This window comes from Cryobacterium sp. Hz9 (assembly GCF_004402825.1).
In the GTDB taxonomy this organism is placed as follows: Bacteria; Actinomycetota; Actinomycetes; order Actinomycetales; family Microbacteriaceae; genus Cryobacterium; species Cryobacterium gelidum.
In genome coordinates, this window is sequence record NZ_SOFC01000025.1 from 1 (window position 1) to 15,163 (window position 15,163).

Consider the following 15,163-nt stretch of genomic DNA (forward strand, 5'->3'; position numbering starts at 1 on the left):
GATGTGGCTCAAAGGGCAGAGCATGGGCAGCGGCCAATGCCCGGTGAAGAAATACAATCGGCAATTGCGCGACCTGATTGCCGTGGGCAAGGCCAAGCCCTCATGGATCGTTTCGCACGAGATCCCGCTCAGCGAAGCCGTGGATGCTTACAAGAACTTCGGCGACCGCAACAACGGGTGGACCAAAGTCATCCTCAAGCCCGAATAGGCCACTGTCGAACGAACGCGCCGCGGCGCGTTCACCGCTCGGACTCGATAGTGGAGGGAGTGAACACGAGTTCGTCCAATGATCCAACCGAAAGCGCAACCATCACAGGCACCGACATGGTCGCCGAGTTCGGCGGGGCGGCATTCGCGGGTGCCGCCCCCGGATCAGCGGGACGACCCGTTCAGCGGGACGCCGCGTGCCGCCCGAAGCCCCACAGGGTAGCGGCGACAACAACCCCGTATGCCAGGTGCGGGGCGATGTCGCTGGCCCAGTCTTTGGCGGTCCAGGTGCGGGGGTCAGTCACCCCGAGAACCGTCATCGGCACGTTGCCGCCAATCAGCGCGCCGACCGTGGCCGCCAGCCCGCTCACCACCGGCGCGGGTCGCCAACCGGCAGAGCGGAAGAGTCCGAGCAGTGCACCAACACCCACGCCCACGATCACACCGGTCAACGGCCCGATGCCCGCGATCCGATTCTTTCTCACCTCGTCAGATCCGGGGATTGTGAGCTGGGCGACGTCGACAAGTTTCTCGACGGTGGCCTGCGGAGTGGTGCTGGCCGGTCTGCCTTTGAGCGCCATCCCGAGGTAGCTCACGGCGTTGAGCGCGGTGGTACCTGCCGCGCCAGCCGCCGCGCCGCCCAGGAACCCACGGAGCAGGCTCATGGTCGACGAACGAGTTCGGCGAAGAAATAGTAATCGCATGTGCAGGGCATGGCACTCCTTCGAAAGAGGCGACAACGCATCGGCCTGACTTCGGTTTACACCGACAGCAGCCGCATTTCAAGAGGGCTGGCTGTAGCCGCCCACTACGAACAACGTCGGACGCTCGGTGCGCGGCCGGTGAAAATTCACGCAAAACCCAGGAGACCTGTGCGGCAGCCTACGTGGATGCAGGTGAGGGCGCGGGCGCCAACCCGGCCGGCCCCTCCGCGAGCAGGGTACGAAACTCATCGGCGTCGAGGATTCGGATGCCGAGGGTTTCGGCCTTGCCGAGCTTCGATCCGGCGCCCGGCCCGGCGGCCACGAAGTCAGTGTTCTTGGACACGCTCGACGCGCTCTTACCGCCGGCGGCGATGATCGCCTCCTGCGCGCCCTCGCGGGTGAAGCCCTCGAGTGATCCGGTAGCCACGACGGTCAGGCCCACGAGCACTCCCCCAGCGGCCTCGGCCGCGCCCGGCCCTGGATGGTCTGGCGTGGTGAACTGCACGCCGGCCGCGGCCCACTGGGTCACGATAGCGACGTGCCAGTCCACCTGGAACCAGGCGAGCACCGCGTCAGCGATGATGCCGCCGACCCCGGCGACCCCGGCGAGTTCTTCGCGGGTCGCGGCACGAATGGCATCGAGCGAGCCGAAGTGGTTGGCCAGTGCACGGGCGGCAACCGGGCCGACGTGGCGGATGTTCAGGCTCACCAGAATGCGCCACAGCGGCTTCGTCTTGGCCTTCTCAATCTCGACCAGGAGCTTGAGCGCGCTGGAGGACGGCTGCGGACCCGTGAGCCCCTGCTTCTTCTCGGCGGCGGTGGGATTGCGCTGGAACGGCATCCGCTGCCGGGCGGTGCCGTCGTCGTCTTCTTTCGGCAGCCCGGTTTCAGCGTCGCGCACGAGCACCTGGATCGGCAGCAGGTCGGCAAGTTCGAGGTCGAACAGGCCAGCCTCGGTCGGTAGCGGCGGGTCGGCCGGCTCGGTCGGCTGGGTGAGCGCGGAGGCCGCGACCTCGCCGAGCACCTCGATGTCGAGGCCGCCACGGCTGCCGATGTGCTCCACCCTCCCGCGCACCTGGGCGGGGCAGCTGCGCGCGTTCGGGCAGCGCAGGTCGATGTCGCCCTCCTTGGCCGGGGCGAGCGGTGTGCCACACTCCGGGCAGTTCAGCGGCATGACGAATTCACGTTCAGTGCCGTCGCGCAGCTCGACGACCGGGCCGAGCACCTCGGGAATGACATCGCCGGCTTTACGAAGCACGATGGTGTCGCCGATCAGCACACCTTTCGCCCTGACGACGTCCTGATTGTGCAGGGTCGCCTGACGCACCTCGCTGCCGGCCACGAGCACCTTGTCCATCACCGCGAAGGGGGTGGCTCGGCCGGTGCGGCCGACACTCACGACGATGTCGAGCAGTTTCGTGTTCACCTGTTCGGGCGGGTACTTGTAGGCGATGGCCCAGCGCGGCGCCCGGTTGGTGGCGCCGAGCTCGGTGTGCAGGGCGAGCTCGTCGATCTTGATGACGATACCGTCGAGTTCGTGCACGACGCTACCGCGGTGCGCTCCGTAGTACTCGATGAACTCCGCGGCCTCCGCAGCCGAGGTGACCACGCGAAAGTAGCTGCTGGTTGGCAGCCCCCAGCGCTCGAGCAGGCCGTAGACCTCAGACTGGGTCTGCACGGGCGGGTTCTCCCAGGCGCCGATGCCGTGAACGAGCATGCGCAGCCGACCGAGGCGCGCCTTCATCAGGCGCAGCTGGACGGCGTTCTTGCCAGCAGCTTTCTGGCGCAGCGACCCGGCTGCCGCGTTGCGGGCGTTCGCGAACGCTCGTTCCCCGGCGGCGGCCTGCGCTGCGTTCAGCTCGTCAAAGGCGGCGACGGGAAAGAACACCTCACCGCGCACCTCCATCAGAGACGGATGCCCGGTGCCGGAGAGGTGGGACGGGATGCCGGGGACCAGATCGATATTTTCGGTGACGTCTTCGCCGACCACACCGTCACCGCGGGTAGCCGCAGAGACCAGCACCCCGTCGGCGTAGCGCAGGTTGATGGCGAGGCCGTCGATCTTGAGCTCGCACAGGAGGTGCACGGCGCGACCCGAGTTCTCCGCGGCTTTTCTCGCCCAGGCTTCGAATTCGTCAAGGGAGAAGACGTTGTCCAGGCTGAGCATCCGTTCGGCGTGCGTCACCGGGTCGAACAGGGTTGTTTCGGCGCGGCCGCCGACCGTTTGCGTGGGGCTGTCCTGGCTCGCCAGCTCGGGGTGCAGTCGTTCGAGTTCGGCGAGGCGCTGCACGAGCTGGTCATACTCGGCGTCGGAGACGACGACCGTGTTCTGCTCGTAGTAGGCGTCCCGGGCGGCCAGCACGCGTGTGGTGATGTCGGCCGCCTCGGCGGCCGCGACGCTCAGCGCGTCGGGGGTGGTGTCGGCGAGGGGCTCAGGCATTGACCGTGGCGGGGCTGGCCGGCGCGGAGGGGACGAAGGATGGTGCGGTTGCGGCAAGCGCGCTGACGGTGCGGTCGATGGTGCACTGGCCGAGCACGCGGGTGCCGATATAGACGACGGCGGTCTGCCCGGGGGCGACGCCGGCGAGCGCTTCATCGGGGATGATGCGCAGTTCGACGGTGCCGTCGACCCCCGTAACCGCCGTGGTGGAGACAACCTGGGCGACGGCGGGAACCGGATCGGCGTGGGCGCGAATCTGCACGTGGCAGGCGAACTCCACCTCAGGGTGTTCGGGGGCGAGCCCGGCCCAGGTGTATTTGTTCCCGCCGATCTCCTTGATGGCGAGCGCCTCTTTCGGGCCGACGATGACCGTGTTCGTGACCGGACGCACCTCGAGCACGAACCGCGGCTTGCCGTCCGCGGCCGGGGTACCGATCGACAGTCCCTTGCGCTGGCCGACCGTGAACGCGACGGCGCCGTCGTGCTGGCCGAGCGTGTTGCCCTCCTGGTCGAGAATGTCGCCGGTGACCGGAGCGACGCGTTCGCCGAGCCAGCCCTTGGTATCACCGTCGGGGATGAAACAGATGTCGTAGGAGTCGGGCTTGTTCGCCACCGAGAACCCGCGTTCGGCCGCTTCGGCCCGCACCTCGGCCTTGGTCGGTGTGGCGCCGAGCGGAAACATGGAGTGGTTGAGCTGGTCGGCCGTCAGCACGCCGAGCACGTAGGACTGATCCTTCGCCCAGGCGGCCGCGCGGTGCAGCTGCTTGTTGCCGTCGGTATCGGTGAGAATACTCGCGTAGTGTCCGGTGCAGACCGCGTCAAAGCCGAGGGCCATGGCCTTTTCGAGCAGTGCGGCGAACTTGATCTTCTCATTGCAGCGCATGCACGGGTTCGGGGTGCGGCCGGCAGCGTACTCGGCGATGAAGTCGTCGACGACGTCGAGCTTGAATCGTTCGGAGAAGTCCCAGACGTAGTAGGGAATGCCCATGATGTTGGCGGCACGCTGGGCATCCATGGAATCTTCCACGGTGCAGCAGCCGCGGCTGCCGGTGCGCAGGGTACCCGGCATGCGGCTCAGGGCCAGATGCACACCGACCACCTCGTGCCCCGCTTCGACCGCACGTGCGGCTGCGACGGCGGAATCAACACCGCCACTCATTGCTGCTAAAACCTTCACTCGACGAGTGTACGCGCCAGTGCCGGGCACGGCCAAGGTCAGCGCCCGGGCACCCGATCGGCCATGCCTGCAGCGAGCGCCTGGGCGTGTGCGGCCGGCAGGGCCGCGAGCAGCGCGTCGACGTCGGCGTCGGTCGAGGTGTGGCCGAGCGTGATGCGCAGCGCACCCCGCGATTCGATCTCACTGCGTCCCATGGCGCGCAACACGTGGGACGGTTCGGGCACGCCGGCCTGGCAGGCCGAGCCAGTCGACACGGACACTCCGGCGGCGTCGAGCAGGAACAAGAGCGAGTCGCCCTCGCAGCCGGGAAAGCTGAAGTGCGCGTTGCCGGGTAACCGGTGGGCCGGGTCGCCGTTGAGTACAGCACTGGGCGCGACGCGGGCCACACCGGCGATCACCCGGTCGCGCAGCGCCGACAGGCGCGCGGTGTCGACGCCACGGACGGCCCCGAGAGGCACCGGTGACAGCTGCGTCGTGACAGCGGATGCCGCCACCGCGAATGAGACCGCCGCCGCGACATCCTGGGTGCCGCTGCGCACCTTGCGCTGTTGGCCACCTCCGTGAATGAGCGGTTCGACCGTTGTCGCCCGGCCGAGCACGAGCGCCCCAATGCCGACGGGACCACCGACCTTGTGCGCCGAGACACTCAGCGCCGATACCCCGGCGGCGGCGAGCGTGCGAAAGTCCACCGGGATGTAGCCGTAGGCGGCGACGGCGTCGACGTGCAGCGGAATGCCGCTGGCCGCGGCGAGCGCCGCCACCTCGGCGACGGGTTCGATCGTGCCGACCTCATTGTTGGCCATGATCACGCTGACCAGCGCAATATCGGCAGGGTCACGCGCAATGGCTGCCGCAAGAGCGCCGAGGTCGATGCGGCCCAGGTCATCGAGCGGAATCCACTCGACGATCGCCTTCTCGTGGTGCGCCAGCCACTCGACCGTGTCGAGGGTGGCATGATGTTCACCGCCGGGCACCAGGATGCGCCGGCGCGGGGCCCGTGCCCAGTACAGGCCCTTGATGCCGAGATTGATCGCCTCGGTGCCGCTGCCGGTGAAGACAACCTCGATCGGATCGCAGGCGAGACTCGTGGCCACGATTTCGCGTGACTCTTCGAGCATCCGTTTCGCATTTTGGCCCTGGCTGTGCACCGATGCGGGGTTACCGACAACCCCCATCGCTTCGGCGTAGGCACGGATCGCGGCGGGAAGCATGGGCGTGTTCGCCGCATGGTCCAAGTAGACAACCATTCCGCTATTTTACAGCCGAGCGGAGGCCGGTGGTCGTCGCGCTCCCCGGCACTGATTACTCTTGAATCCATGAGTTCCACCGATCCCCTGCGCAACCTCGGTGTGCGACTGACCAGCGCCGGCGGCGAACTACGCGTCTGGGCCGAACATGCCGATGCCATGGACCTGTGTCTGTTCGACGAGATCGACCCGAACTGGATCATCAAGAGCGTACCGATGACGCAGGATGTGCACGGCGTGTGGTCCGGTAAATCGCGCACGCTGTCGCCGGGGCGCCGCTACGGCATTCGTGTGTCGGGTCCGGCGAGCCCGAAGAATTCGTTTCATCCGGAGAAGACCCTGATCGAACCGTATTCACGTGGTCTGGTTCGGGTCGGGGCCGGGCTCTGGCAGTCCTCGGTCGTCGATGACTATTTCGACTGGAACGGCAGCGAGAAACCGGGCATTGCCCTGGACCACACCGTCGTGTACGAGGCGCACGTGCGCGGCATCAGCCGGCTCAACCCGCTGGTTCCGCCCGCCCTGCGCGGAACCTATGCCGGGCTCGCGCACGAATCGACCATCGCCTACCTGAAAGACCTCGGTGTGACCGCGGTCGAATTGTTGCCGGTGCAGGCGTTCGTCTCGGAACAACGCCTGATCAAACAGGGGCTGATCAACTACTGGGGTTACAACACCCTCAACTTCTTTGCGCCGCACGCCGACTACGCTACCCAGGCGGCCCAGTCCGCCGGGCCGGAAGCCGTGCTGCGCGAGTTCAAGGGCATGGTCAAGCTGTTGCACGAGGCGGGGCTCGAGGTCATCCTCGACGTGGTGTACAACCACACCGCCGAGGAGGGGCGCAACGGCCCGGTCACGAGCCTGCGCGGCATCGACAACGCCGCCTATTACCGGCAGGACGAGTCCGGCGCCTACATCGACGTGACCGGCTGCGGCAACACGGTCAATTTCAGCCATGACGTGCCCCGGCGACTCGTGCTCGATTCCCTGCGCTACTGGGCCAACGACGTGCAGATCGACGGGTTCCGCTTCGATCTCGCCGCGACACTCGGCCGGGACGCCGGCGTGGTCTACGACCCGGAGCATCCGCTACTCACCCAGATTCGCGACGATCCCGAACTGGCCGGAGTGAAGCTCATCGCGGAACCGTGGGATGTCGGCCAGGGCGGCTGGCAGACCGGCAATTTTCCGACCGGCTGGACGGAATGGAACGACCGCTACCGCGACCGCATGCGCGACTTCTGGCTCTCCGATATGAAGAGCCTGCGATTGACCGGCTCGGCCAGCAGCGGCATCGGCCGATTCGCGACCCGCGTCGCGGGTTCGTCGAACACCTTCTCCGAGCGGCGCGGCCCGCTCGCTTCGCTCAACTTCATCACCGCACACGACGGGTTCACCCTCGCCGACCTGACCGCGTACGACACCAAGCACAATCTCGGCAACGGCGAGTCGAACCGCGACGGCACCGACAACAACAGTTCGTACAACCACGGAGTCGAGGGTCCGACCCGCGACGTGGCCATTCTGGCCACGCGGCGCAAGGCCATGCGCAACCTGCTCGGCACCCTGCTGCTCTCGGCCGGCATTCCCATGCTCACCGCCGGCGACGAGTTCGGGCGCAGTCAACGCGGCAACAACAACGCCTACTGCCAGGACAGCGAGCTGACCTGGCTCAATTGGGACTTCGACGACTGGCAGCAGGACCTGCACCGGGTCACCCGCCGCCTGTTGCAGCTGCGCCGGGAGAATCCGGCACTGCGACCGGTGCACTTTGGTCGGTTCGGCGAGACGACGCCGAGCGCCAGCCAGCTGGACTGGTACAACATAGCCGGTGAGGCGCTGACCGAAGACGCCTGGAATTCGCCGACCGAGCGCACCCTGCAGTACATTGCGGCGTCCACCCCCGAACACGAAGCCTTCAACCGCATCCTGCTCGTCGTGAACGCCCGAGAACAGGATGAGACGGTCACCCTGCCCGCGCATGAGGGAGTGGATGCCTACACGCTGCTCTGGGATTCCAGTCACGATGACCTGCGCGACTCGGTCATCGAACACGCGCCCGGCACTGCCCTGTTCGTGTCCGGCGCCTCGATGCAGCTCATGCGTGCGCACGGAGCGATCGCGCCCCGCCGTCCGCCGCTCGCCTGAGCTGCCAGGTCGCCGCCGTCGAACTTGAACGGCGCCGTCGAAACCGGACGGCGCCGTCTCGACTAGTTCGCGACCGCGACGAGACCCATTTCGGCCGGGCTGATCAGCAGGTCATTCCGGGGAACGACGCGAACGGTATAGCCGAAGGTGCCGGCCCGGTCAAGTTCGACCGTTCCCGTGAACAGGGTGGCCCCGCCGGCTGGGGCTTCTGTCAGCGGAGCCGGCTTGAGCGCCTGAATGGCCACATCCCGTAGCTCGTCGGTGCCGAGGCTCTTGCCGTAGACCACCTCGACGGTCACGTCCTCGGCCGAGAGCCCGCCGAGCTGCACGTGCGCGCGCAGGTGCAGGTCGTCGCCCACTTCCGGAACCGACGAGACGCCGCCGGATTCGACGTGGGTCACCGCGACCTGCGGCCAGGCCGAGACGATTCGCCCCTTCCACGCCGCCAGTTCGCGAGCCGCACGGTAGTTGTTGGCCGACATCAGCGCTTCGTAGTGCCCGGCCGGGCGGTACAGGCGCTGCACATACTCACTCACCATGCGGTCAGCGGACAGTTCCGGTGACAAAGTAGCGAGGGTGTGACGAATGTTGGACACCCAGCGTTCGGGCACGTCATCGTCGTTGCGTTCATAAAAGGTCGGTGCTACCTGATGTTCGATCAGGTCGTAGAGTGCCTCAGCTTCGAGCCGGTCACGTTCGGCGGCGTCGCCGGCCGAATCGGCCGATGGAATCGCCCAGCCATTCTTGCCGTCGTAGTATTCCGGCCACCAGCCGTCGAGGATCGACAGGTTGAGCGCGCCGTTGAGTGCAGCTTTCATGCCGCTGGTACCGCAGGCCTCGAGCGGGCGCAGCGGATTGTTGAGCCAGACGTCCGTTCCCGGATACATCAGCTGGGCCATGGCAATGTTGTAATCGGGCAGAAAAGCGATGCGGGTGCGCAGTTCGGGATCGGCGGCGAACTGCACGATCTTCTGGATCAACCGTTTGCCCTCTTCATCGGCGGGGTGGGACTTGCCGGCGATGACGATCTGAATCGGATGCTCAGGGTGCAGCAGGAGGGCACGCAGGCGTCCCGGATCATGCAGCATCAAAGTGAGGCGCTTGTAGGTGGGAACACGACGGGCGAACCCGATGGTCAATACGTTCGGATCGAACACCCGGCCGATCCAGGCCGGCGGGATGCTGCCTGGATTCTGATCGCGCCAGGCGCCCAGCAGCCGGCGGCGGGCATCCTCGACGAATTGCAGGCGCATCCGCCCGCGCACCGACCACAGGTCCTGGTCGGACACCTCAGGGGAGGCCCACTTAGCCGTCGACGTGTCACTCGTGCCGAGCTTGTCCTGCGCGAGGCTCTTGAGCGCCGGGTCGGTCCAGCTTTGGGCGTGCACACCGTTCGTGATCGACGTGATCGGCACATCCGCTGAATCAAAGCCAGGCCAGAGGCCGTTGAACATGCGGCGGCTGACCTCGCCGTGCAGGGTGGAAACACCATTGGCGTGCTGGCCGAGGCGCAACCCCATGATGGCCATGTTGAATACCTCGGAGGAGCCTCCGGCATAACTTTCCGCGCCGAGCGCGAGCAGGTCTTCCACGTCGACACCCGGCAGCAGATCGGTGCCGAAGTAGCGACGCACGAGTGAACGCTCGAACCGGTCGATGCCGGCGGCGACCGGGGTGTGCGTGGTGAAGACGGTTCCGGCGCGGGCCACCTGCAGAGCTTCCTGAAAGTTCAGGCCTTCACCGATCAGGCTGGAGATGCGCTCGAGGCCGAGGAACCCGGCGTGGCCCTCGTTGGTGTGGAACACCTCGGGCTCGGGCAGCCCGTGCAGCGAACTCCACAGTTTCACGGCGCGGGCGCCGCCGATGCCCAGGAGTAGCTCCTGCAGCAATCGGTGTTCGCCGCCGCCGCCGTACAGGCGGTCCGTGACCAGGCGCAGGTCGTCGGCGTTTTCAGGAATGTCGGCATCGAGCAGCAGTAGGCGCACGCGACCCACCTTTGCCTGCCAGACCCGGGCATGCAGGGTGCGGTCGTCTGGCAGGGCGAGCGACACCTGAACGGCTGAGCCGTCGGCGCGGCGCAGTACGGCCAGCGGCAGCCCGTCGGGGTCGAGCAGGGGGTAGCTTTCCATCTGCCACCCGTCGGGCGAGATGGCCTGGCTGAAGTAGCCGGCGCGGTAGAACAGGCCGACGCCGACGAGCGGAAGGCCGAGGTCGGAGGCGCTCTTGAGGTGGTCACCGGCCAGAATGCCCAGCCCACCGGAATACTGCGGGAGGGCGGCGGCGATGCCGAATTCCGGTGAGAAATACGCGATCGCGGCGGGTTTTTCGCCCTCGATCCCCTGGTACCAGCGTGGCTGTTCGAGATAGTCGCGCAGCGCGTCGCGCGTGGCATTGACCTCGGCAACGTAGTCGTGATTCTGCGCCAGCTCATCGAGCCGGCGCGGATCCACAGCACCAAGCAGGGCGACAGGATCAGTTCCGATCTCGCGCCACAGCTCAGGGGCGATGCGCTCGAACAGCTGCCGGGTGGGCTCATGCCACGACCAGCGAAGATTGCCGGCAAGCTCCTCAAGGGCCGCGAGAGGCTCGGGAAGAACGGCACGGACGGTAAATTTGCGGATGGCCTTCACGAGGTCAACCTTAGGGGTGCCGCGTGTCGAATATGAAACACCTCGACCACGCGCGGGCAAGCCTGATAGAAGGGGAGCGCCATGGCCGCTGTTCACGCTACGGTCGTGGTGTGGCCAAGACAGCAGCGAAAAAGACGATCCAGCCGACAGTACCGAGCGGCTCCCCTGTCGACGCGTCCATCATGACGCCGACCGACACGGTACCGAACCACCGGAGCAGCGCATCGGTCGGCCGTATTCCCCTGCTCGACCTCTCGCCCCAGCTGAACGACAATCTCTGGCCAGCCCGCGCCTTCGTCGGTGAAGTTGTGCCGTTCGCAGCGACCGCTTTTCGCGAGGGACACGACCTCATCGGTGTCGACCTGCAGCTCACGGCGCCGGACGGCAGCACGACGAGGCATCCGATGGTGCTCGAGGCTGACGGATCCGACCGCTATGGCACACAGGCGCAGCTCGGCGCCGCGGGCCACTGGCAGTATCGCGTGCGCGCCTACGCCGACGACTTCGCCACCTGGGAACACAACGCCGCTATCAAGATTTCGGCCGGCATCGACGTGGAACTCATGTTCACCATCGGCGGCGCGCTCCTGGCCCAGGCTGGCATCGACAAGGCCCGCCCGCTCGCCGCACGCCGCCTGTTCAAGGCGGCCGCAGCCACCCTCGCCGATACCGGCAAGTCGGCCACCGAGCGTTTTCTCGCAGTGGCGGATGCCGCCCTGCTGCAGGTCATCGCGGCCCAGCCGCTTGCCGGGCTGGCGTCCATCTCGGCGGAACGCACCATCATCGTCGAACGTGCCAGGGCCGGGGTCGGCTCCTGGTATGAGTTCTTTCCGCGTTCGGAAGGCGCCGTGCGGCGCGCCGACGGCACCTGGCAGAGCGGAACTTTCCGCACCGCGGCCAAGCGTCTGCCCGCCGTAGCCGCCATGGGCTTCGACGTGCTCTATCTGCCGCCGATCCACCCCATCGGGCAGGCTTTCCGCAAGGGTCCGAACAATTCGCTCACCGTCGCACTCGGTGACCCGGGCTCGCCCTGGGCGATCGGCTCGGCCGACGGAGGCCATGACGCCATCCACCCGGACCTCGGCACGGTGGCCGATTTCAGCTTCTTTCTGAAAGAGGCCGCCTCTCTCGGCATTGAAATCGCCCTGGACTTCGCACTGCAGGCCTCCCCCGACCATCCCTGGGTAGAGGAGCACCCCGACTGGTTCACGACCCTGCCCGATGGCACCATCGCCTATGCCGAGAACCCGCCGAAAAAATATCAGGACATCTACCCGATCAATTTTGACAACGACCCCGCCGGTATCCGTGCGGAGGCACTACGTCTGCTGCGCTACTGGATCAGTCTCGGCGTGCGCATCTTTCGGGTGGACAACCCGCACACCAAGCCGCTCGACTTCTGGGAATGGCTGCTCAAGGAGGTCAACCAGACCGACCCCGACGTGGTCTTTCTCGCCGAGGCCTTCACCCGGCCGGCCCTCATGCAGGCGCTCGGCAAGGTCGGTTTTCAGCAGTCGTACACGTATTTCACCTGGCGCAACACGAAAACCGAGCTGGAGGAGTTCTTCGACGGTCTCGCCACCGATACTCCCGATTTCCTCCGCCCGAATCTGTTCGTGAACACCCCTGATATCCTCACCGAGTACCTGCAATTCGGCGGCCCGGCAGCGTTCAAGATTCGGGCGGCGCTGGCCGCGACGGCGGCGCCGAGCTGGGGTGTCTACGCCGGTTTCGACCTGTTTGAGAACGTCGCCCGGCTGGGTGCCGAAGAGAGCATCGACAATGAGAAGTACGAGTACCGGCCGCGCGACTGGAGCAAGGCTGAGGAACTGGGCGAGTCCCTCGCCCCGTACCTGACGTTGCTCAACCGCATCCGGAACGAGCATCCGGCGCTGGGGCAGCTGCGCAATCTGGATATCCACAGCAGTGACGACGACTCGATCCTCGTCTACAGCAAGTACCTCGACGCCGCGTTCACCGGCACCGGGCAAGCGGATGCCCTGATCATCGTCGCCAACGTCGACCCGCACTCCGTGCGCCAGACGGTTGTTCACCTCGACGTGACCCGCTTCGGCATTGCTCGCGGCGACACCTTCGACGCGCATGACCTCGTGTCGGGCGTCACCTGGACCTGGTCGGCCGACAACTTCGTGCGGCTCGATGCCTTCACCGAGCCGGTGCATATCCTGCACGTCACCCCCCACGATCCGGGCCGCGCATGAGCGGCGACAAGAACGAAGACGAGAAAAAGAAGAACTCGAGCAATCATAAGAAGGGTCAGGCAAAGAACATCGACGGCAAGAAGGCGCAGTCCTTGAAGACACAGTCCACGAAGGCGCAGAAGCACGTGGCCCCCACCGAGCCGGCACCGATTCCCGACCACGTTCTCGAAGCCGTCGCCGCCGGCTGCTATTACAACCCGCACGAGATTCTCGGCCAGCACCTCGCCCACCAGGCCGGTGTCTCCGACGCGCTCGTCGTGATCCGAGCATTGCGGCCCCTTGCTACCGAGGTTTTCGCGATTCTGGCCAACGGCGCGCACGTGGAACTGGCCCACCTCGCGCAGGGTATCTGGCAGGGCGAAAGCACCCTCGGACTCACCGACTACACGATCGAGGCGCGCTACCAGGATGCCCCGCCGTGGATCTGCGATGATCCCTACCGCTTCGTTCCAACGCTCGGCGAGCTGGACCTGCACCTGATCGGTGAAGGCCGCCACGAGCGCCTCTGGGATGTCCTGGGCGCACACCACCGGGAGCACCAGGGCGTCACGGCGGCCTCGACCGGCACGTCCTTCGCGGTCTGGGCACCGCACGCCCGCGCCGCCCGCGTGATCGGCGACTTCAACGGGTGGAACGGGGTCACCCACGCCATGCGCAATATGGGCAGTACCGGCGTGTGGGAACTGTTCATTCCGGGCCTGGAACTCGGGACCAATTACAAATTCCAGCTGCTCACGCAGTCCGGCGCCTGGGTGGAGAAAGCCGACCCGATGGCCCGGCTTGCCGAGGTGCCGCCGCAGACCGCATCGGTGGTCACCGCATCGCACTACGAATGGGCGGATGCTGCCTGGCTGGCCAACCGAGCCGCCAACGATCCCCACGACCAGGCGATGAGCATCTACGAGATGCACGTCGGCTCGTGGCGTCCCGGGCTCGGCTACCGCGACCTGGCCGATCAACTCGTCGGGTATCTGCACGAGCTCAGCTTCACGCACGTGGAGTTCATGCCCCTCGCCGAGCATCCGTTTGGTGGGTCCTGGGGCTATCAGGTCAGCGGCTATTACGCCCCGACCAGCCGATTCGGCTCCCCCGATGACCTGCGCTATCTCATCGACCGGCTGCACCAGGCTGGCATCGGCGTGATCATGGACTGGGTTCCCGGTCACTTTCCCAAAGACGACTTCGCCCTCGCCCGTTTCGACGGCCAGCCGCTCTACGAGCATCCAGACCCGCGCCGCGGCGAGCAGCTGGACTGGGGCACCTACATCTTCGACTTCGGTCAGATGCAGGTACGCAACTTCCTGGTCGCGAACGCCCTGTACTGGCTCGAAGAATTCCACATCGATGCCCTGCGTGTCGATGCGGTCGCCTCGATGCTCTACCTCGATTATTCGCGCGAAGACGGCCAGTGGGAGCCGAACCGGTACGGCGGCAACGAGAACCTCGAGGCGATCAGCCTGCTGCAGGAGATCACCGCGACCGCCTACAAGCGCAACCCCGGCACCATCATGATCGCCGAGGAATCCACCAACTGGGGCGGGGTGACGGCCCCCACCAGCGGTGGCGGACTCGGATTCGGGTTCAAGTGGAACATGGGCTGGATGCACGACTCGCTCGAGTACATGCAGGTCGACCCGATGTACCGGTCGTACCACCACAACGACATCACCTTCTCATTCATGTATGCGTTCAGCGAGAACTTTCTGCTGCCGATCAGCCACGACGAGGTCGTGCACGGCAAGGGCGCCCTGGTATCGAAGATGCCCGGCGATTCCTGGCAGCAGCTCGCCAACGTGCGCGCCTACCTGTCGTTCATGTGGGCGCACCCTGGCAAGCAGCTGCTGTTCATGGGCAGCGAGTTCGGGCAGCGATCAGAATGGAGCGAGGAGCGCGGACTGGACTGGTGGATGCTCGACCAGCCGGCACACCGCGGATTGTTCAACCTGGTCGGGCAGCTCAACCGGGTCTACCGCGACAACGCGAGCCTGTGGAGTCGCGACAACGACCCGGGCGGTTTCGAACTGCTCGACGGGGGCGCAGCGAGCCAGAACGTCGTGTCTTTCTTGCGCTGGGACAACCATGGGGTTCCCGTCGCCTGCTTCTTCAACTTCGCCGGACAGCCGCACACCGACTACCGGGTGGGCCTGCCCTTTGCCGGGCAGTGGGAAGAGATTCTCAATACGGACGCCGGCGACTTCGGCGGGTCCGGCGTGGGTAATCTGGGCACGGTCGAAGCCTTCAATGAGCCATGGGCCGGCCGGCCCGCCTCCGCGACACTGACCCTGCCGCCCCTGGCCGGTCTCTGGTTGCGCCTGCGCCGCTGATACCCCTGCGGTGAGAGCGCGAAGACAGCCCGAAAACGCAGGTGTCCGGGCCCTCGTAGCGCTC

8 protein-coding genes and 1 pseudogene are annotated in these 15,163 nt (G+C 66.3%); 4 read left to right on the top strand and 5 right to left on the bottom strand.

What is annotated here, in order from left to right; all coding sequences use genetic code 11:
* Positions 1–208: pseudogene (locus E3N85_RS15350) on the top strand (aldehyde dehydrogenase); the annotation flags it as partial.
* A 181-nt stretch (positions 209–389) separates the two neighbouring features.
* Here the strand turns inward: E3N85_RS15350 and E3N85_RS15355 are convergent.
* The 4 genes from E3N85_RS15355 to E3N85_RS15370 all read right to left on the bottom strand — a co-directional run bounded on the left by E3N85_RS15355 (position 390) and on the right by E3N85_RS15370 (position 5,775).
* On the bottom strand, positions 390–872 hold the full coding sequence (locus tag E3N85_RS15355) for a hypothetical protein (protein ID WP_134464735.1): 483 nt from the start codon (positions 870–872) through the stop codon (positions 390–392).
* A 217-nt stretch (positions 873–1,089) separates the two neighbouring features.
* Complete coding sequence (gene ligA, locus E3N85_RS15360; RefSeq protein ID WP_134464737.1) at positions 1,090–3,351, bottom strand: NAD-dependent DNA ligase LigA; 2,262 nt, start codon at positions 3,349–3,351, stop codon at positions 1,090–1,092.
* Positions 3,344–4,528: a tRNA 2-thiouridine(34) synthase MnmA gene (gene mnmA / locus E3N85_RS15365; RefSeq protein WP_194088186.1), complete on the bottom strand. Its 1,185-nt coding sequence runs from the start codon at positions 4,526–4,528 to the stop codon at positions 3,344–3,346. The genes ligA and mnmA overlap by 8 nt, the downstream gene beginning before the upstream one ends.
* Before the next feature lie 38 nt (positions 4,529–4,566).
* Positions 4,567–5,775 carry a cysteine desulfurase family protein gene (locus tag E3N85_RS15370; protein WP_134464739.1) on the bottom strand — a complete coding sequence of 403 codons (1,209 nt, stop codon included), beginning with the start codon at positions 5,773–5,775 and terminating at the stop codon, positions 4,567–4,569.
* A gap of 69 nt (positions 5,776–5,844) precedes the next feature.
* Between E3N85_RS15370 and glgX the strand changes: the two genes are divergently transcribed.
* Positions 5,845–7,923, top strand: coding sequence for a glycogen debranching protein GlgX (gene glgX / locus E3N85_RS15375; RefSeq protein WP_134464741.1), 2,079 nt, complete (start codon positions 5,845–5,847; stop codon positions 7,921–7,923).
* A 62-nt stretch (positions 7,924–7,985) separates the two neighbouring features.
* Here glgX and glgP read toward each other — a convergent pair whose 3' ends face one another.
* Positions 7,986–10,553 (bottom strand): alpha-glucan family phosphorylase, encoded by a 2,568-nt coding sequence (gene glgP / locus E3N85_RS15380; RefSeq protein ID WP_134464743.1) that lies wholly within the window; start codon positions 10,551–10,553, stop codon positions 7,986–7,988.
* Positions 10,554–10,735: 182 nt separating this feature from the next.
* Here glgP and E3N85_RS15385 point away from each other — a divergent pair, with 182 nt between their 5' ends.
* Entirely contained in the window at positions 10,736–12,775 is a 2,040-nt protein-coding gene (locus E3N85_RS15385) for an alpha-1,4-glucan--maltose-1-phosphate maltosyltransferase (protein ID WP_134464898.1), read from the top strand.
* Entirely contained in the window at positions 12,772–15,099 is a 2,328-nt protein-coding gene (gene glgB, locus E3N85_RS15390; protein WP_134464745.1) for a 1,4-alpha-glucan branching protein GlgB, read from the top strand. Before E3N85_RS15385 ends, glgB begins: the two co-directional genes overlap by 4 nt.
* Positions 15,100–15,163 lie beyond the last annotated feature (64 nt).